Origin of the sequence: Mesorhizobium sp. M4B.F.Ca.ET.214.01.1.1, from assembly GCF_004791545.1 — a bacterium.
Taxonomy (GTDB): Bacteria; Pseudomonadota; Alphaproteobacteria; order Rhizobiales; family Rhizobiaceae; genus Mesorhizobium; species Mesorhizobium abyssinicae.
Map to the genome: position 1 here is coordinate 305360 of NZ_SRUX01000003.1, position 18365 is coordinate 323724.

General features: G+C 65.8%; 16 protein-coding genes. 13 read left to right on the forward strand and 3 right to left on the reverse strand.

The window, feature by feature from the left end; all coding sequences use genetic code 11:
- Positions 1-24 precede the first annotated feature (24 nt).
- From EN857_RS07855 to EN857_RS07915, 13 genes are all read left to right on the forward strand, one after another.
- The gene (locus EN857_RS07855; protein WP_135858270.1) at positions 25-1074 is read left to right on the forward strand and encodes a LacI family DNA-binding transcriptional regulator; all 1050 of its coding nucleotides are present in this window, start codon (positions 25-27) and stop codon (positions 1072-1074) included.
- Positions 1071-2087: a Gfo/Idh/MocA family oxidoreductase gene (locus tag EN857_RS07860; protein WP_127391819.1), complete on the forward strand. Its 1017-nt coding sequence runs from the start codon at positions 1071-1073 to the stop codon at positions 2085-2087. Before EN857_RS07855 ends, EN857_RS07860 begins: the two co-directional genes overlap by 4 nt.
- The gene (locus EN857_RS07865; protein WP_127391820.1) at positions 2084-3685 is read left to right on the forward strand and encodes an acyl CoA:acetate/3-ketoacid CoA transferase; all 1602 of its coding nucleotides are present in this window, start codon (positions 2084-2086) and stop codon (positions 3683-3685) included. The genes EN857_RS07860 and EN857_RS07865 overlap by 4 nt, the downstream gene beginning before the upstream one ends.
- Positions 3678-4454 (forward strand): enoyl-CoA hydratase/isomerase family protein, encoded by a 777-nt coding sequence (locus tag EN857_RS07870; RefSeq protein ID WP_128346770.1) that lies wholly within the window; start codon positions 3678-3680, stop codon positions 4452-4454. Before EN857_RS07865 ends, EN857_RS07870 begins: the two co-directional genes overlap by 8 nt.
- A 9-nt stretch (positions 4455-4463) precedes the next feature.
- Positions 4464-5975 (forward strand): aldehyde dehydrogenase family protein, encoded by a 1512-nt coding sequence (locus EN857_RS07875; RefSeq protein WP_135858272.1) that lies wholly within the window; start codon positions 4464-4466, stop codon positions 5973-5975.
- Between the two features lie 58 nt (positions 5976-6033).
- Positions 6034-7287, forward strand: coding sequence for an ABC transporter substrate-binding protein (locus tag EN857_RS07880; RefSeq protein WP_126058402.1), 1254 nt, complete (start codon positions 6034-6036; stop codon positions 7285-7287).
- A gap of 125 nt (positions 7288-7412) precedes the next feature.
- Positions 7413-8372: a sugar ABC transporter permease gene (locus tag EN857_RS07885; RefSeq protein WP_126058401.1), complete on the forward strand. Its 960-nt coding sequence runs from the start codon at positions 7413-7415 to the stop codon at positions 8370-8372.
- Positions 8369-9313: a carbohydrate ABC transporter permease gene (locus EN857_RS07890; protein WP_127391823.1), complete on the forward strand. Its 945-nt coding sequence runs from the start codon at positions 8369-8371 to the stop codon at positions 9311-9313. The genes EN857_RS07885 and EN857_RS07890 overlap by 4 nt, the downstream gene beginning before the upstream one ends.
- A 25-nt stretch (positions 9314-9338) precedes the next feature.
- Positions 9339-10454, forward strand: a complete 1116-nt coding sequence (locus EN857_RS07895; protein ID WP_127310893.1) for an ABC transporter ATP-binding protein — start codon at positions 9339-9341, stop codon at positions 10452-10454.
- A 5-nt stretch (positions 10455-10459) separates the two neighbouring features.
- The gene (locus tag EN857_RS07900; protein WP_128346304.1) at positions 10460-11962 is read left to right on the forward strand and encodes a GMC family oxidoreductase; all 1503 of its coding nucleotides are present in this window, start codon (positions 10460-10462) and stop codon (positions 11960-11962) included.
- Positions 11959-12720, forward strand: a complete 762-nt coding sequence (locus tag EN857_RS07905) for a 3-ketoacyl-ACP reductase (RefSeq protein WP_128346303.1) — start codon at positions 11959-11961, stop codon at positions 12718-12720. Before EN857_RS07900 ends, EN857_RS07905 begins: the two co-directional genes overlap by 4 nt.
- Before the next feature lie 12 nt (positions 12721-12732).
- Complete coding sequence (locus tag EN857_RS07910; RefSeq protein WP_127394098.1) at positions 12733-14361, forward strand: choline dehydrogenase; 1629 nt, start codon at positions 12733-12735, stop codon at positions 14359-14361.
- 10 nt (positions 14362-14371) lie between these two features.
- Complete coding sequence (locus EN857_RS07915; RefSeq protein WP_127394099.1) at positions 14372-14686, forward strand: Dabb family protein; 315 nt, start codon at positions 14372-14374, stop codon at positions 14684-14686.
- Positions 14687-14698: 12 nt separating this feature from the next.
- Here the strand turns inward: EN857_RS07915 and EN857_RS07920 are convergent, their stop codons facing one another.
- The 3 genes from EN857_RS07920 to EN857_RS07930 form a co-directional block, all read right to left on the reverse strand.
- Positions 14699-15544, reverse strand: a complete 846-nt coding sequence (locus EN857_RS07920) for an EamA family transporter (protein ID WP_128346302.1) — start codon at positions 15542-15544, stop codon at positions 14699-14701.
- A 7-nt stretch (positions 15545-15551) separates the two neighbouring features.
- Positions 15552-16469 carry an endonuclease/exonuclease/phosphatase family protein gene (locus EN857_RS07925; protein ID WP_127393036.1) on the reverse strand — a complete coding sequence of 306 codons (918 nt, stop codon included), beginning with the start codon at positions 16467-16469 and terminating at the stop codon, positions 15552-15554.
- Positions 16470-16570: 101 nt separating this feature from the next.
- The gene (locus EN857_RS07930; RefSeq protein WP_128346301.1) at positions 16571-18121 is read right to left on the reverse strand and encodes a sodium:proton antiporter; all 1551 of its coding nucleotides are present in this window, start codon (positions 18119-18121) and stop codon (positions 16571-16573) included.
- Positions 18122-18365 lie beyond the last annotated feature (244 nt).

An 18365-nucleotide genomic window follows, 5' to 3' on the forward strand; every position in this document is an offset into this window, starting at 1 on the left:
GACCAATTGGGAGGAACGATCTGGATGGCCAGCCGGGCCAAGGCGACGATACTCGACATCGCCCGCGAGGCGGGCGTGTCCAAGTCGACGGTATCGCTCGTGCTGCAGGGCAGCGGGCTGATCCGGCCCGAGACGGCGGTCAAGGTGCGCAAGGCGATCGAGGATGTCGGCTACGTTTACAACCGCGGCGCCGCCAATTTGCGCAAGGCTCACTCCAACGTCATCGGCATGGTCATCAACGACCTCACCAATCCCTTCTTCACCGAGCTGGCGGTCGGCATGGAGCGCGTCTTCCAGTCGGCCGGCATCGTGCCCTTCATCGCCAACACGGCCGAGAACCCGGTGCGCCAGGAAGAAGTGCTGAAGTCGCTGATGGAGCAGGGCGTCGCCGGGCTGATCGTGTCGCCGGCGCGCGGCACCACGCCGGGCGCTTTCCGCCGCATCGAGACAGCCGGCGTTCCGGTTGTCTTCGCCATGCGCCGGCTGCCCGAGAGCCGCATCCCGGTGATCGCGCCCGACAATCATCGCGGCGCCTTTCTCGCCACCGCCCACCTGATCGGCAAGGGCCATCGCCGGCTGGCCTTCTTCGGCGGTTCTTCCGACCTCGTCGTCTATCACGAGCGGCTCGGCGGTTTCCGCGAGGCCTGCGCGACGCTGGGCATTGCCGCCGCCGACACGCTGGTCTTCGAAGGTGAGACCAGCCGCAAGGGCGGCATCGCTTGCCTGGATACCGCCATTGCCATGGCCGAGCCGCCGACGGCCGCGCTTTGCTTCAACGACGCGGTCGCCTTCGGCGCCATGCTGGCGCTGCGCAAGCACGGACTGGAGCCCGGCGCGGATTTCGCCGTCGTCGGCTTCGACGACGTGACCGAGGCCGAACACTACATGCCCGCGCTGACCAGCGTCGCGGTCGACGCGGCCGGCCTCGGCGAGCGCGCCGCCCATGCCATGCTGAAGATGATCCAGTCGCGCACCACCCGCGCCGAGGACCACATCGGCGCGGTCAACCTGGTGGTCAGGGAAAGCTGCGGGCCGGCCCGCCCGCGCCGTCCGGGAATGGGAGACGCGGCATGACCGTCAGGTGGGGACTGATCGGCGCCAGCACGATCGCCAGACAGTTCGTGATCAACGCTATCCGCGCGCAGGGCGATGGCGAGGTCGTTGCGGTGATGAGCTCCAGCCCCGAGCGCGCCAACACCTATGCCGGCGAGAACGGCATTCCGCGCGGCGTCTCGGCACTCGCCGATCTGCTCGGCGCCGGCGTCGACGCCGTCTACATCTCGACCACCAACGAGCTGCATCTCGAACAAGCGCTTGCCGCGATCGAGGCGGGCAAGCATGTGCTGTGCGAAAAGCCGCTGGCGCTGACCAGCGCCGATGCCAGGAAGATGGTCGCCGCCGCCAACGCTGCCGGCGTCGTGCTCGGCACCAACCATCATCTGCGCAATGCCGGCGCGCATCGCGCCATGCGCGAGGCGATCGCCGCCGGCAGGATCGGCAAGCCAATCGCCGCGCGCGTCTTCCATTCCGTCTTTCTGCCGGAAAACCTGCAGGGCTGGCGCATCAGCAGGCCCGAGGCTGGCGGCGGCGTGGTGCTCGACATCACAGTGCACGATGCCGACACGCTGCGCTTCGTGCTCGGCGACGATCCGGTCGAGATTTCCGCCTTCACGCAAAGCGTCGGCATGGCCGGCAGCGGGCTGGAGGACGGCGCCATGTGCATCTGGCGCTTCAAATCGGGCGTCATTGCCCAGTCGCATGAGGGCTTCACGACGAAATTCGCCGGCACCGGCTTCGAGGTGCACGGCTCGGAAGGTTCGCTGTTCGCCACCAATGTCATGACCCAGAAGCCGGTCGGCTCGGTGCTGTTACGCACGGGCGCCGGCGAGGAAGAGCTGAGCTTCGACCGCGAGGACCTCTACGCGCGCTCGCTGCGCCAGTTCCATGCCGCGATCCGCGGCGAAGGCCGGCCTTCCGCCACCGGCGAGGACGGTGTCTGGTCGCTGGCGGCGGCTGAAGCCGCGCTGCAATCGGCCAAATCGGGCAAGGCCGTCACCATCGATCCGAAACTCGGGAGCGCGGCGTGAGCAAGGTCATTTCCGCGGCGCAGGCTGCCAGCCTGATCAAGGACGGCATGGTCGTGTCGGTGTCGTCATCGAGCGGCCTCGGCTGCCCGGATGCCGTGCTTGCCGCGATCGGCGAGCGCTTCGATGCCGAAGCCCACCCGAAGGCCATCACCACGCTGCACCCGATCGCCGCAGGCGACATGTACGGCATCAAGGGCATCGATCATCTGGCGAAACCCGGCCTGTTGAAGCGCACGCTTTGCGGCTCCTACCCTTCCGGCCCGTCATCCGCCGAGCCGCCGCAGATCTGGAAGATGATCGGCGACAATTCGGTCGCGGCCTACAATGTGCCGTCCGGCATCCTGTTCGACATGCACCGCGAGGCCGCCGCCAAGCGGCCGGGGGTGCTGACCAAGGTCGGTCTCGACACCTTCGCCGACCCCCGCCACCAGGGCTGCGCCATGAACGCGGCGGCCAGCGAGCCGATCGTATCGGTGCAGCAGTTCGACGGCGAGGAATGGCTCTATTTCCGCGCCATCGTTCCCAACGTCTCGATCATCCGCGCCACCACCGCCGACGAGCGCGGCAACCTCACCTATGAGCACGAAGGCGCCTATCTCGGCGGGCTGGAGCAGGCTCTCGCCGCCCGCAACAATGGCGGTGTCGTCATCGCCCAGGTCAAACGCGTCGTCGAGAACGGCACGCTGAAGCCGCACGACGTTCGTGTGCCTGGGGTGCTCGTCGACCACATCGTCGTCGCGCCCGACCAGTTGCAGACGACGCTGACCCCTTACGATCCGGCGATCTCCGGCGAGATCTTCCGGCCGCTGTCGACCTTCCGCAACGCGGAGATGAACGTCCAGAAGGTGATCGCGCGCCGCGTCGCCATGGAGTTGCGCGACGGCATGGCCGTCAACATCGGCTTCGGCATCTCCGCCAACGTGCCGCGCATCCTTCTGGAGGAAGGCCAGCACGGCAAGGTCACCTGGGTGATCGAGCAGGGCGCTGTAGGCGGCGTGCCGCTGCTCGACTTCAAGTTCGGCTGCGCCTCCAATGCCGAGGCGATCATGCCCTCGCCGCACCAGTTCATCTACTTCCAGGCCGGCGGCTTCGACGCCTCGCTCTTGTCCTTCCTGCAGATCGACCGCCATGGCTCGGTCAATGTCTCGAAACTTTCGGCGCGGCCGCATGTCACCGCCGGCGCCGGCGGCTTCGTCGACATCACCTCGCGGGCGAAGAAGATCGTCTTCTCCGGCTTCTTCAACGCCGGCGCCAAGCTGTCGCTGGCCGACGGCGGCATCCGCATCGACCAGGAAGGCAAGGTCAAGAAGGTCGTCGAAGAGGTCGAGCACATCTCCTTCTCCGGCAAGCGCGCGGTCGCGCAAGGGCAGGACATCACCTATGTCACCGAGCGCTGCGTGATGAAGCTGACGCCCGACGGGTTGATGGTGACCGAGCTTGCGCCCGGCATCGACCTGGAACGCGATGTCTTGGCGCAGGCCGACATTCCGCTCGGTATTGCCAATGACCTCAAGGTGACGCCGGAGTCGCTCTACCAGGATCGGCCGATCGGCCTATTGCTGAATGGCGGCGCTTCGCTCGGAGGCGCGCATGGCTGAACGTCTCGTCAGCTTCGAACAGGACGGCGCCATCGGCATCGTCACGCTGCGCCGGCCGGAAAAGTTCAACGCGCTGGACATTCCGATGCTGCGCGCGCTCGAAGCGGCGCTTGACGAGGCGGAGCTGGCTGAGGGCGTGCGTGTCGTGCTCGTCCGTGGCGAAGGCAAGGGCTTTTGCGCCGGCGGCGACGTCGAGGCCTGGGCGCGATTGAGCGCCGCCGATTTCCAGGTGCAATGGGTCCGCTATGGCCACCGTGTCTTCGACCGGCTGGCACGGCTCCGGCAGCCGACCATCGCGGTGCTGTCCGGCCATGCCCTGGGCGGCGGCCTGGAGCTGGCGGTGGCCTGCGATTTCCGCGTCGCGGAGACGCAGGTGAAGCTCGGCTTTCCCGAAACCTCGATCGGCGTCGTCCCCGGCTGGTCTGGCACGCAGCGCGCCGTGCGCCGCTTCGGCGCGCAGACGGTGCGGCGCATGACCATTGGAGGCGAAGTCCTGCTGGCGAGCGAAGCGCTTGCGCTCGGCGTTGTCGACCGCGTCGTCGAGACCGGCAAGGCGCTCGCCGAGGCCAGGACATGGGGAGAAAAAATCGCCGAGCGCGGGCCGCTGGCGACCGAAGCCGCCAAGCTGATGATCGCGGTCGCCGAAGGCGAGGAGAGTGCTGCAGCCACGGAAGCGCTGGCCAGCGGCTTCATCGCGCTGACCGGCGACCTCAAGGCCGGCGTCGATGCCTTCAAGGCCAAGCAGAAGCCGGCCTTTTCGAGGTCCTAGAGGAATCCGATGAACGCACCCCTCAAGATTTCCATGCCGGCCGAGGCGTCCGCGGCGCCGAAGACCTACAAGCTGCTGATCGACGGCAAGCATGTCGAGGCCCGCGACGGCCGCGTGCTGGAGCGCAGAAGCCCCGGCCACGGCTTTACCGTCTCGCACTATGCGCAGGCCGGCGAAGCGGAAGTCGAGGCCGCGGTGGCCGCCGCGCACAAGGCCTTCGAGGCCGGCCCATGGCCGCGCATGAAGGCGTCCGAGCGCGCTGCCATCCTGCTCAAGGCGGCCGACCTGATCGAGGTCCGACTGGAAGAGATCGCCAGGCTCGACGCGCTGGAGTCCGGCAAGCCGATCGCCCAGGCGCGCGGCGAGATCGGCGGCGCCGTCGACATCTGGCGCTATGCCGCCTCGCTCTCCCGCGCGCTGCATGGCGAGAGCTATGCCAATCTCGGAGACGCGATGCTCGGCGTCGTGCTGCGCGAGCCGATCGGCGTCGTCTCGATCATCACGCCGTGGAATTTCCCCTTCCTGATCGTCAGCCAGAAACTGCCCTTCGCGCTGGCCGCCGGCTGCACGGCGGTGGTCAAGCCGAGCGAGATGACCTCGGCCTCGACCTTCGTGCTCGGCGACATCCTGCTCGAAGCAGGCCTCCCCGCCGGCGTAGTCAACATCCTCGCCGGCTTGGGCGGCGATGTCGGCGCGCCGATGGTCAGCCATCCGCTGGTCGAGATGGTGTCCTTCACCGGCTCGACCCGGGTCGGCAAGATGACCATGGCTGCCGCCTCGAATTCCCTGAAAAAGGTGTCGATGGAACTCGGCGGCAAGAATGGCCAGATCGTCTTCCCCGACGCCGATCTCGAAGCCGCCGCCGACGCCGCGGTGTTCGGCGGCTTCTTCAATGCCGGCGAATGCTGCAATGCCGGCAGCCGGCTGATCGTGCATGAAGCGATCGCCGACGACTTCCTCGCCGCCGTCAAGGCGCTGACCGCAAGGGTGACGGTCGGCGATCCGCTCGACGATCGCACCAAGGTCGGCGCCATGATCTCCACCGACCATCTGGCCAAGGTAGCCGGCTATGTGACGGCTGCGGCCGGCGACGGCGGCGCCGTCTATGCCGGCGGCCGCCAGCTCGCGTCAAACGCCGGCCAGTATCTCGATCCGACCATCATCCGCGGCGTCACCGAGGATATGGCCGTCGCGCGCGAAGAAGTGTTCGGCCCGGTGCTTTCCGTGCTGACTTTTGAATCGATTGAAAGGGCATTGCACATCGCCAACAACACGCCCTATGGTCTGTCTGCGGGTGTGTGGAGCGCCAGCATCGACACCTGCATGTCGGTGGCGCGGAGTGTGCGTTCGGGGACGGTTTGGGTGAACACGTTCATGGAAGGTTACCCCGAGCTGCCGTTCGGAGGCTACAAACAGTCCGGTCTCGGACGTGAACTCGGCAAGCGCGCTGTCGAGGACTATACAGAGGAAAAGACAATCCAGTTTCATCGCGGCCAGCGCACCGGTTGGTGGGTCGGCTGAGTTGGGAGACCCCGGCGGACATCCGTCGGTTATGTGCATGCAACAAGGGAGGAACTACATGTTGCGCAAACTGCTTATCGGAACGGCTCTTGCGTCGACCTTTGCGTTTTCGGCGCATGCCGCCGACGTCAAGGAAGTGCAGATGCTGCATTGGTGGACGTCGGGCGGCGAAGCGGCTGCTCTGAACGTCCTCAAGGAGGATCTGTCCAAGGAAGGCTATGCCTGGAAGGACGTGCCGGTGGCTGGCGGCGGCGGCGACGCCGCGATGACGGCGCTGAAGGCGATGGTCGCGGCCGGCAACTACCCGACCGCCTCTCAGATGCTCGGCTACACCGTGCTCGACTATGCCGCCGCCGGCGTCATGGGCGACCTGACCGAGACGGCGAAGAAGGAAGGCTGGGACAAGTCGGTTCCGGCGGCCCTGCAGAAGTTCTCGGTCTATGACGGCAAGTGGGTCGCGGCTCCGGTCAACGTCCACTCGGTCAACTGGCTGTGGATCAACAAGGCGGTGATGGACAAGATCGGCGGCGCCGAGCCGAAGACCTTCGACGACTTCGTCGCCTTGCTCGACAAGGCCAAGGCCGCGGGCGTCATCCCGCTCGCGCTCGGCGGTCAGAACTGGCAGGAAGCTACGATGTTCGACTCCGTCGTGCTGTCGACCGGCGGCCCGGAATTCTACAAGAAGGCCTTCAACGACCTCGACGAGGAATCGCTGAAGTCCGACACGATGAAGAAGTCGTTCGACAACCTCGCCAAGCTGGTCACCTATGTCGACCCGAACTTCTCGGGCCGCGACTGGAACCTCGCCACTGCCATGGTCATCAAGGGCGACGCGCTGGTTCAGGTCATGGGCGACTGGGCCAAGGGCGAGTTCCACGCCGCCAAGAAGACCCCGGGCACCGACTTCCTGTGCTATCGCTTCCCGGGCACCGACGGCTCGGTGATCTACAACTCCGACATGTTCGGCATGTTCAACGTTCCGGACGACCGCAAGGCCGCCCAGGCAGCGCTTGCCACCGCCACGCTGTCGAAGAGCTTCCAGTCGGCCTTCAACGTCGTCAAGGGTTCGGTTCCGGCCCGCACCGACGTGCCTGACACCGACTTCGACGCTTGCGGCAAGAAGGGCATCGCCGACCTGAAGGCCGCCAACGAAGGCGGCACGCTGTTCGGCTCGCTGGCTCAGGGCTATGGCGCCCCGCCGGCCGTCGCCAACGCCTACAAGGACGTCGTCTCGAAGTTCGTCCATGGCCAGATCAAGACCTCGGACGAGGCCGTGACCGAGCTTGTCAAGGCGATCGACGACGCCAAGTAAGCGGCGCTCAAAACAAATCTCCCCCGCCATGGGCGGGGGAGACTTTCACCGAGGCAAGGTCCGGGATTGCCCGGGCTGGCGCGTCGCGCCGGCCGGCCCCCGACGAACCGGTACTGGATGAGCCGATGAGCACAGTAGCCGAAACCACTGCGAAGCTGACACCGGAGCACGACGCCCGCCCAGGTGCGTCCGTTCGCTCGCGGCTGCAGGATCTGCTGCCGAAGATCGTGCTGGCGCCGAGCTTCGCGGCGACGATCGTCTTCGTCTATGGCTTCATCCTGTGGACGATCTATTTGTCGTTCACCAACTCCAAGACCTTCCCGTCCTATGCCATCACCGGTGCCCGCGCCTATCAGCGGCTGTGGCGCTGGACTTTCGAGAGCGATCCGCCCTCGAGCTGGTACACTTCGATCACCAACATGGGCATTTTCGGCTTCCTCTACATCTTCATCTGCCTGGCGCTCGGCCTGTTCCTGGCCATCCTGCTCGACCAGAAGATCCGCGGCGAAGGCATGCTCAGACCAATCTACCTCTACCCGATGGCGCTCTCCTTCATCGTCACCGGCGTCGCCTGGAAATGGTTCCTCGATCCCGGCCTCGGCCTCGAGCAGACGCTGCACCAGTGGGGCTGGACGAGCTTCCATTTCGACTGGATCAAGAACAAGGATTTCGTCATCTACACGGTGGTGATTGCCGGTGTCTGGCAGGCCTCCGGCTTCATCATGGCGATGTTTCTGGCCGGCTTGCGCGGCATCGACGGTGAGATCATGAAGGCGGCGCAGATCGACGGCGCCACCACCTTCCAGCTCTACCGTCGCATCGTCATTCCGCTCTTGCGGCCGGTCTTCCTCTCGGCGTTCATCGTCCTCGCCCACCTCGCCATCAAGTCCTATGACCTTGTGGTGGCGCTGACCAGCGGCGGACCGGGCGGCTCGGCCTGGCTGCCGTCCAACTTCATGTACGAGTTCACCTTCAAGCGCAATGAGATGGCCGTCGGCTCGGCGAGCGCCGTGATCATGCTGATGACGCTGACCGCGATCATCGTGCCATACCTCTATTCCGAGCTCAGGGAGAAGCCGCGATGAGCACTGTTGCCTCACCCGCCCGCCCGACCTCGAGCGGCATCAGCGGCAGGACGATCAACCGCATCGTCATCTACGGGCTGCTCGCGCTGTTCGCGATCTTCTACCTGATGCCGCTCTTCGTCATGCTGGTCACCTCGTTCAAGACAATGGACGAGATCCAGAACGGCAACATGCTGGCGCTGCCGCAGGCGCCGACCTTCGACCCCTGGTGGAAGGCCTGGGGCGAGGCCTGCGTCGGTCTCACCTGCGCCGGCATCAAGGGCTACTTCTGGAACTCCATCAAGATGGTGGTGCCGGCGGTGCTGATCTCGACGCTGCTCGGCGCGCTCAACGGCTATGTGCTGACCAAATGGCGCTTCCGCGGCCACACGCTGGTCTTCGCGATGATGCTGTTTGCCTGCTTCATCCCGTTCCAGTCGGTGCTGCTGCCGATGGCGACGATCCTCGGCAGCATCGGCCGCTTCGGCGTCACCCTGCAGAACGCGACCGGGTTCAATTTCGGCCTCGGCAATTCGACGGTCAACCTCGTCTTCGTCCATGTCGTCTACGGTCTCGGCTTCACCACGCTGTTCTTCCGCAATTACTACGAGGCCTTCCCGACCGAACTGATCAAGGCGGCGCAGGTCGACGGCGCGTCCTTCTTCCAGATCTTCCGCCGCATCATGCTGCCGAATTCGATGCCGATCTTCGTCGTCACCGTGATCTACCAGTTCACCAACATCTGGAACGACTTCCTGTTCGCTTCCGCCTATGCCGGCACCGGCGACGTGATGCCGATGACGGTGGCGCTGAACAACGTCGTCAACACCTCGACCGGCGTCGTCGAATACAACGTCAACATGGCGGCGGCGATGATCGCCGCCCTCCCCACCCTTCTCGTCTACGTCGTCGCCGGCCGCTATTTCGTGCGCGGGCTGATGGCGGGCGCGGTCAAGGGCTGACCCTCTTTTTGCTTAAGGAACGACCATGGCTTTTCTGGAAATTGATGGGCTGAAGAAGCGCTTCGGGAATGTCGAGATCCTGAAGGGCATCAATGTCGAGCTGGAGAAGGGCGGCTTCCTTGTGCTGGTCGGTCCGTCCGGCTGCGGCAAGTCCACGCTGCTCAACACCATCGCCGGGCTGGAAAACATCACCGAGGGCGAGATCCGCGTCGATGGGCGCGCGATCAACGATCTCCACCCGTCCAAGCGCGACATCGCCATGGTGTTCCAGAGCTACGCGCTCTATCCGAACATGACGGTCGCCGGGAACATCTCATTCGGCATGGAGATGCGCGGCGTGCCGGCCGAAGAGCGCCAGAAGGCGATCGACAAGGTGGCCAAGGTGCTGCAGATCGGCCACCTGCTGCAGCGCAAGCCGAGCCAGCTTTCCGGCGGCCAGCGCCAGCGTGTCGCCATGGGCCGGGCGCTGGTGCGCGACCCGAAACTGTTCTTGTTCGACGAGCCGCTCTCCAACCTCGACGCCAAGCTGCGCGTCGACATGCGCATCGAGATCAAGCGCCTGCACGCCAACACCGGCACGACGATCGTCTACGTCACCCATGACCAGATCGAGGCGATGACGCTGGCCACCAAAATCGCCGTGATGCGCGATGGCGAGGTGCAGCAGTTCGGCACGCCGGCCGAGATCTACAACAACCCGACCAACATCTTCGTCGCCGATTTCATGGGCTCGCCGGCCATGAACCTGGTGCCGGCGACGATCGGCGGCAATGGCAGTGGGCTGTCTGTGGTGCTGCAGCGCGACGGGCGCGAGCCGATCTCGCTGCCGCTCGCCGGGGCTACGCCCGGCTTGTCGGCCTTCCAGGGCAAGCCGGTCATCTTCGGCGTCCGTCCGGAGGCGCTGACGGATCCGGAAGGCGCCGAACGCAACGCCTCCAGCATCGCCACTGCCGACTGCCACATCGAGGTGATCGAGCCGGCCGGTTCCGACACCTTCGCCGTCACCAATCTTGGCGGCAAGGCGGTGGTGGCGCGGCTGCGCGCCGATGCCAAGATCCAGCCAGGTACGGTGACGCCGCTCGCCTTCAACCTGACCAAGGCTGTGTTCTTCGATCCGGCGACCGAGAAGCGCATTCTCTGACCGCCATGGCAAGCCCCGATATCGTCATCATCGGCTCCGGCATCGGCGGCGCCACGATCGCCTCCGGCTTAGCCGGCAGTGGCGCCTCGATCCTGATCCTGGAACGCGGCGAGCCGCTGCCGGCGACGCCGGAGACGCGTGACACCCGCGCCATCTTCGTCAACGGCCACTACCGGCCGAAGGAGATGTGGCGCGAGGCCGGCGGCGCAGCCTTCAATCCCGGCAACTACTACTATGTCGGCGGCAATTCGAAATTCTATGGCGCGGTGCTGATCCGCTACCGCAAGGAAGACTTTTCCGCCATGGAGCATTTCGGCGGCGTCTCGCCGGCCTGGCCGTTCTCCTATGAGGAGTTCGAGCCGTGGTATTCGAAGGCCGAACAGCTTTTTCGCGTGCGCGGCACACTGGGCGAAGACCCGACCGAGCCCTTCCATTCGATTCCTTACGCTTTCAAACCCGTGCCCGACGAGGCGCCGATCGCGCGCGCCCGTGCCGAATTGAAGGGGCTCGGCCTGCATCCTGCATCGCTGCCGCTCGGCGTCGACATCGACGCCTGGCTGAAGGACGGCAGCACAGGCTGGGATGCCTTTCCCAACACCGGCCAGGGCAAAGTCGATGCGCAGACCGGACCGCTGGCGGCGGCCCTTGCCGACCCGAACATCCGGCTCGAGACCGGTGCCCATGTCGACTATCTGGAGGCATCGCCGGATGGCAGGTCGATTGCCGCCATCCACTACACGCAGAAGGGCGCGCAAAAAACGCTCTCGCCGAAGCTGGTCATCCTCTCGGCCGGCGCCGTCAACTCCGCCGTGATCCTGCTGCGCTCGCCTTCCTCCGATGGAAAGGGTCTCGCCAACAGCTCAGACCAGGTCGGCCGCAACTTCATGAACCACAATTCGAGCGCCATGCTGGCGATCGACCCGCGCCGCCGCAACGACGCCGTCTACCAGAAGACCTTGATGCTCAACGATTACTATCTGTCGGACGGCAACGGCGGCAAGCCGCTCGGCAATGTGCAGCTGCTCGGCAAGATCGACGGCAACATGCTGAGGGCCAATGTGAAGACGGTGCCAAAATTCGCGCTCGACTTCATGGCCGGCCACGCCGTCGACTGGTACCTGATGTGCGAGGACCTGCCCGATCCGGAGAGCCGCATCATGGTCGACGGCAAGGACATCGTCATGCAGTGGCGGCGCTCCAACATGCAATCGCTGGAAGGCCTGACCAAGGTGATGCGCGAGAATTTCCGCGCCTGCGGCTATCCGATCGTGCTGTCGCGTCCCTTCGACAAGCGCACGCCCTCGCACCAGTGCGGCACGGTGAGGATGGGCGACGATCCGGGCAGCTCGCCGCTCGACCCGTTCTGCCGCGCCTACGACCACCAGAACCTGTTTGTCGTCGACGGCGGCTTCCTGCCGACCTCGGCCGCGGTCAACCCGGCGCTGTCGATCGCGGCGCAGGCGCTGCGCGTGGCCGAGCACATCCGCAAGACGGAGCATGCCGCATGACCCGCCCGGCGGCCATCATCACGGGCGGCGCGCGGGGCATCGGACTGGCCTGCGCCGAGGCATTGGCCGATGCCGGCTTCGACATCCTGGTCGCCGACTTGGCCGACAAGCCTGCGGACGGACTTGCCAGGAATATCACCGCGCGCGGCGCGAAGTTCGCCTATGCAAGCTGCGACATCGCCGATCTCGTCGCCCACGCGGCGCTGGTTGATACTGCGATGGGCGCCTTCAGCCGCATCGATTGCCTGGTCAACAATGCCGGCGTCGGCGCTGTCGTGCGCGGCGATCTGCTGGAGCTGAAGCCGGAGAATTTCGACCGCGCCCTCGGCATCAATCTGCGCGGCACCGTGTTCCTCAGCCAGGCCGTCGCCAAGGCCATGCTGGCGAAACCAAGCGATCAGGCGAAATCGATTATCACCATCACCTCGATCAGCGCCGAAGCGGCCTCGCCGGAACGCGCCGACTACTGCGTCTCGAAAGCCGGCCTGTCGATGTGGGTGAAAACCCTGGCGCTGCGACTCGCTGCCGAAGGGATCGGCGTGTTCGAGGTGCGGCCTGGCATCATCCGCACCGACATGACATCAGGCGTTGCCGCCAAATATGACGCGCTGATCGACGGCGGTCTGGTGCCAGCCAAACGCTGGGGCGAGGCATCGGATATCGGCGCCGTGGTGGCCGCGCTTGCCAGCGGCAAGTTCGGCTTTTCGACCGGCTCGATCATCAATGTCGACGGTGCGCTCTCCATACCGCGGCTCTGAACGGATGAGACAATGACCGATTACATCATCGTTGGCGCCGGTCCCGCCGGCTGCGTTCTGGCCAACCGGCTGAGCGAGGATCCTTCGAATTCGGTGCTGCTGCTGGAAGCCGGCGGCAAGGACTGGCATCCGCTGATCCACATGCCGGCGGGCTTCGCCAAGATGACCAAGGGCATCGCCTCCTGGGGCTGGTCGACTGTGCCGCAGAAGCACATGAAGGACCGCGTCTTCTGGTACACGCAGGCCAAGGTGGTCGGCGGCGGCTCGTCGATCAACGCCCAGATTTACACGCGCGGCAATGCCCGCGACTACGACGCGTGGGAGAAGGAAGAGGGCCTCGCCGGATGGGCCTATCGCGACGTGCTGCCCTATTTCAAGCGCGCCGAGAACAACCAGCGCTACGCCAACGACTTCCATGGCGACCAGGGGCCGCTCGGCGTCTCCAACCCGATCTCGCCGCTGCCGATCTGCGAAGCCTATTTCCGCGCCGGCCAGGAGATGGGCATCCCCTTCAACCCGGACTTCAACGGCGCCAGCCAGGAGGGCGTCGGCTACTACCAGCTGACCCAGAAGGACGCGCGGCGCTCGTCCGCATCGGTCGCCTATCTGAAGCCGATCCGCGCCCGCAGGAACCTGAGCGTCAGGACAGACGTGCTGGTCACCCGCATCGTCGTCGAGAAGGGCCGCGCCGTTGGTGTCGAGGTCGTCGACAGGCCGGGCGGCGAAAAGACGATCCTGCGCGCCGGGCGCGAGGTGATCGTCTCCTCTGGCGCCATCGGTTCGCCCAAGCTTTTGATGCAGTCCGGCATCGGCCCGGCCGACCATCTGAGATCGGTCGGCGTGACGCCAGTCCACGACCTGCCGGGCGTCGGCTCCAACATGCAGGACCATCTCGACCTGTTCGTCATCGCCGAATGCACCGGCGATCACACCTACGACAACTACGCCAAGCTGCACCGCACGATGTGGGCCGGCCTGCAGTATCTGCTTTTGAAGAAAGGGCCGGTGGCCTCCAGCCTGTTCGAGACCGGCGGCTTCTGGTACGCCGACCCGACCGCCGCTTCGCCCGACATCCAATTCCACCTCGGCCTCGGCTCCGGCATCGAAGCCGGCGTCGAGAAGCTTAAGAACCCCGGCGTCACCCTGAACTCCGCCTTCCTGCGCCCACGCTCGCGCGGCACGGTGCGGCTGAAGAGCGCCGACCCGGCCGACCATCCGCTGATCGACCCGAACTACTGGTCCGATCCCTATGACCGCGACATGTCGATCAAGGGCCTCAGACTGGCGCGCGACATCATGCGGCAGAAGGCGCTTGCCCCTTACGTGCTGCGCGAGGTCCTGCCGGGCCCTGCCCTGCAGAGCGATGACGAACTGTTCGACTATGCCTGCCGCAGTTCCAAGACCGACCATCATCCGGTCGGCACCTGCCGCATGGGCCATGACGACATGGCCGTGGTGACGCCTGAACTCAAGCTGCGCGGCATCGAGGGACTGCGGGTCTGCGATGCATCGGTGATGCCGCGCGTCCCCTCCTCCAACACCAACGCGCCGACCATCATGGTCGGCGAAAAGGGCGCCGACCTGATCCTCGGCCGCGAGCCTTTGCCGCCGGCCGTTTTCTCCGGCAACCGCGCCGCTTGAGGAGAGAGCCATGATCAGGCACTGCGTCTTCGTCAAATTCCGCAGCGACGTCAGCCCGGCTGAACGCGCGGCGATCCACGCCGATCTGGAAGCTTTGCGCTGGGCGATCGAAGGCATGGACAAGGTCCATTTCAGCGCCAATGTCAGTCCGGAACCCTTTGCGCGCGGCTTCAGCCACGGCTTCACCATCGACTTCCGCGATGCCGCCGCCCGCGACGCCTATCTGGTGCACGAGGCGCATCAGCGTGCCGGCGCCAGGCTGGTCGCCGCCCTCGAAGGCGGCACCGACGGGCTGATGGTTGTCGATCTGGAGATTCTCGACTGACCGGCCGAGAAATTACCCCAGACGCAATGCGACGACGCCGGCGACGATGCTGAGCGCGGCGGCGCCGCGCCAGCGCGTCATCTTCTCGCCCAGTGCGAAGACCGAGATCATCATGGCGAACAGGATCGAGGTCTCGCGCAGCGATGCCACCGAGGCGATCGGCGCCTTGGTCATCGCCCACATGACGATCCAGTAGGCGGCGCCGCTGAGCACACCGGTGAACAGCCCCGCCTTCCAGTCGCGCGCCAACACTGGCAGCGATTGTGGTCCCCGGAAGATGAGACACAGCACCAACGCCCAGAGAGCATCGCAGACGAACAGCCAGGCGGCATAGCTTGTCGCGGTCGCCGCCAGCCGCGCGCCGCTGCCGTCGGACAGCGTGTAGCTGGCGATGAAGATCGAGGTGCCCAGCGCGAAGCAGACAGCGCGCAGGTTGAAGCGCTCCAGATGCACGCCGCCGCGAAACGACATCACCAGCGTGCCGGCCGACAACAGCAGGATACCGAGAATGGCCAGCGGCGCGGGGACCTCCCGCACGACCACCATGCCGCCGAGTGCCGCGAGCAGCGGCGCCGTGCCGCGCGCCAGCGGATAGGTCTGGGCGAAATCGCCGGCCTTGTAGGCGCCTATCAGGAAGGTCCGGTAGCCCATGTGGAAGAAGACCGAGGCGAGGATGAATGGCCATACCTCGGCTTTCGGCACCTTGACGAAGGGCAGCACGAGCAGCGCGGCGAAACCCATGCCGAGCGTCATCAGCGTGATCGACAGGAAGCGGTCGAGATGCACCTTGACCAGCGCGTTCCAGATCGCGTGCATGGCGGCGGCGGCAAGCACCGCGAAGAAGACGAAAAGCGTCATGCCTTGGTCATCCGCCTCCGGAAGTCGTGGCGAGGCCTGGCGTCTCGAGGTCGATATCGATCCTCAGCGGAAAATGGTCGGACGCGATCTCGCCGATGTCGGCGCCGACCGAGCGCACGCGCGTGGCAAGCATGCCGCCGACGAAGCAATGGTCGAGCCGGCGCTTTGCCAGCCTGCCGTCGATGATCTTTTCATGGGTGTGGAAATCGGCCACCGGCTCGCTGGCGACGGCGGCGGCATCGACGAAACCGTCGCGATAGGCCGCCCCCCGGTGGTACGGTGTGCCGCCGACGATGCGCCGGTACTCGGCGCTATCAGGCTCCATGTTGAAGTCGCCCAGCCAGATTGCCGCCAGCGGGTTCTCCGGCTCCGGCCCGCCATTGCTCCAGTTGCGCTGCGGTTCGTCGTCGGCGCCGCTCCACGGGCCGCCGTCCGACGGCGCCCGGCGATGCTCGGCCAGCAGATAATCGATCTGCTCCAGCCGCTCCTCGGCGGCGATGTGCGCGAGATGCAACGACAGCACCCTGAGCGAACCAGCCGGCGCGCGGATCATGCATTCGAGCGCGGCGTTGCGCGTGTTGAGCGGGCGCACGGTGCGGCGCAGCGGCAGCGTATGCAACCTGGACCAGACGATCGGCAGCTTCGACAGCACCATGGTCCCGAACTGCCGGCGGCGGTTGACGAAGCGGCCGTCGCGCCGCTCGCTGGCATCCATGTCGAAAGCTGGGCCGTAGACCCAGTGGTAATCGGGCAGCAGTCGCGACAGAATTTCCGGCTGGTCGTCCTCGTTGGTTCGCTGCCAGTGCCGCTCGACCTCCTGCAAGGCGATGATGTCGGCGCCGTCGACGACGCGCGCGGCGCGCGCCAGATCGTAGCGGCCGTCGCTGCCGAACCCGTACTGGATGTTGTAGCTGACGAGCTTCATTGATTACCCGGCTCAACTTTCGGCGATGGCACTAGCGGTTCCGTGATGGTGTTGCAATGGACCGCAATGGCGACGGGGCTAGGCCAGGAGGAGTAAACCGCCTAGGTCGTCAGCGGCTGGAACCGCCCCGCCGGCGACGCCGCCAGTTCCGACCAGTCGATTTCCTCCTCCAGCCGGTGATAGGCCTCGTCGCCGATCGTGCCGCTGCGGCGCAATTCCTCCAGCGCGTCGCGCTGGCGCTTGATGGCATAGAGGCGCAGCCGGTCGTATTCGGTCGCCGCCTGGGCGTCCTCGGGGTTCTCGGCGACCCGGCGCTGCGCCTCATACTGCTCGCGCACCACTGCCGCCGCGGCCGAAGTCTTGTGGTTCAGGACGTCGAGCGCGGCCTGCATGACGGCGACGCGCGCCTCGGCCACCTCGCGGTCTATCGTCGTATCCGGTTCGAAGTCGAGTATCCTGAGCAGAGGCTTCAGGCTCATGCCTTGCAGCACCAGCGTGCCGAGAACGACCGCGAAGGCGGCAAGCACGATCGGGTCACGCCCCGGGAAGCCAGCCGGCAGCGCAATCGCCACCACCAGCGTCACCAGTCCCCGCATGCCGCACCAACCGACGAGCACGGCGCCGCGAAATGTCGGCGCATCGCGCTTTTTGTCTTCACCGTCGACGCGGGCAACCCATCGCATGACCGCAACGTAGCTCGCGACCCAGACGAGGCGCGCCGCGATGACGACGGCCAGCACCGTCGCGGCGAAGAGAAAGGCATCGCCTTGCCCGTCGCCGGAGAGCCGGCCGACGATCGACCGTGCCTGCAGGCCCATCAGCACGAAAGCCAGCACGTTCAGCACGAACACCGCCGATTCCCAGACCGAATAGGTGCTGACGCGCCTGCGCGCCGACATCAGGCGCGGCGCGGTGCGCGCAATCGTCATGGCATAGACGACGATGGTGATGATAGCCGACAGCCCGAGCCTGTCGGCAACTATCCAGACACCGAATGTACCGGCGAACTGCACTACGGTGCTGCTTGCCGCATCCTCGATGCGCGTCAGTGTCAGCAGCGAGAAGCGGCCGAACAGATAGCCGGCGACGACGCTGCCAACCGTCGACAATAGGATCACCGGCACCGCGTCCTTCAGCATGACCGAGCCGATGGCGGCCGAAACCGCGATCCTGTAGATCAGCAGCGCGGTCGCATCGTTGAGCAGGCTCTCGCCCTGCAGGATGGCGGTGATGCGGTGCGGCACCTTGAACTGACCGAGCACAGCGCTCGCCGCCACCGCATCCGGCGGCGCGACGATGGCGCCGAGCGCGATCGCCGCCGCGATCGGCAGGCCGGCCATCTTCCAGCCGACGAAGGCAACGACCACGGTGGTGAAGACGACGGCGCCAAGCGCCAGCAGCGCCAGCGACAGCCGGTAGCGCTTCAGGTCGCGCAGCGAGGTGTCATAGGCAGCGTCGAGGAGCACCGGCGCGATGAACAGCGCAAGCGCCAGTTCCGGATCGATCTCGATGGTCGGTGCGCCGGGCACGAAGGCGATCCCCACCCCGGCCAAGGCTAGCAGCGAAGGATAAGGTACCTCCAGCCGCCGCGACAGCGCCGCCAGCGCGACGGCGATCAAAAGCAGGACAAGGGTCAGTTCGAACAGGGCCATGTCTTATCGTAGCGACGAAGCAAGGAGCTTGGCAGTGGCAAAGCGGCAAGATGCTGTTGATTGTCGGAGCCTTGGCCTGCCTGGAAAGAGGCAGGCCAAGGCTTCGACGGGATTTTCAACGCTAGCCGCTCAGGTCGGCGCTGCCCCTCATTGCCCTGCCGGGCATTTCTCCCCGTATGGTGACGGGGAGAAAGACGCCGGCACCGATGATTTCGCTAACTATCGCCGTTGAGGAATGAGGCGC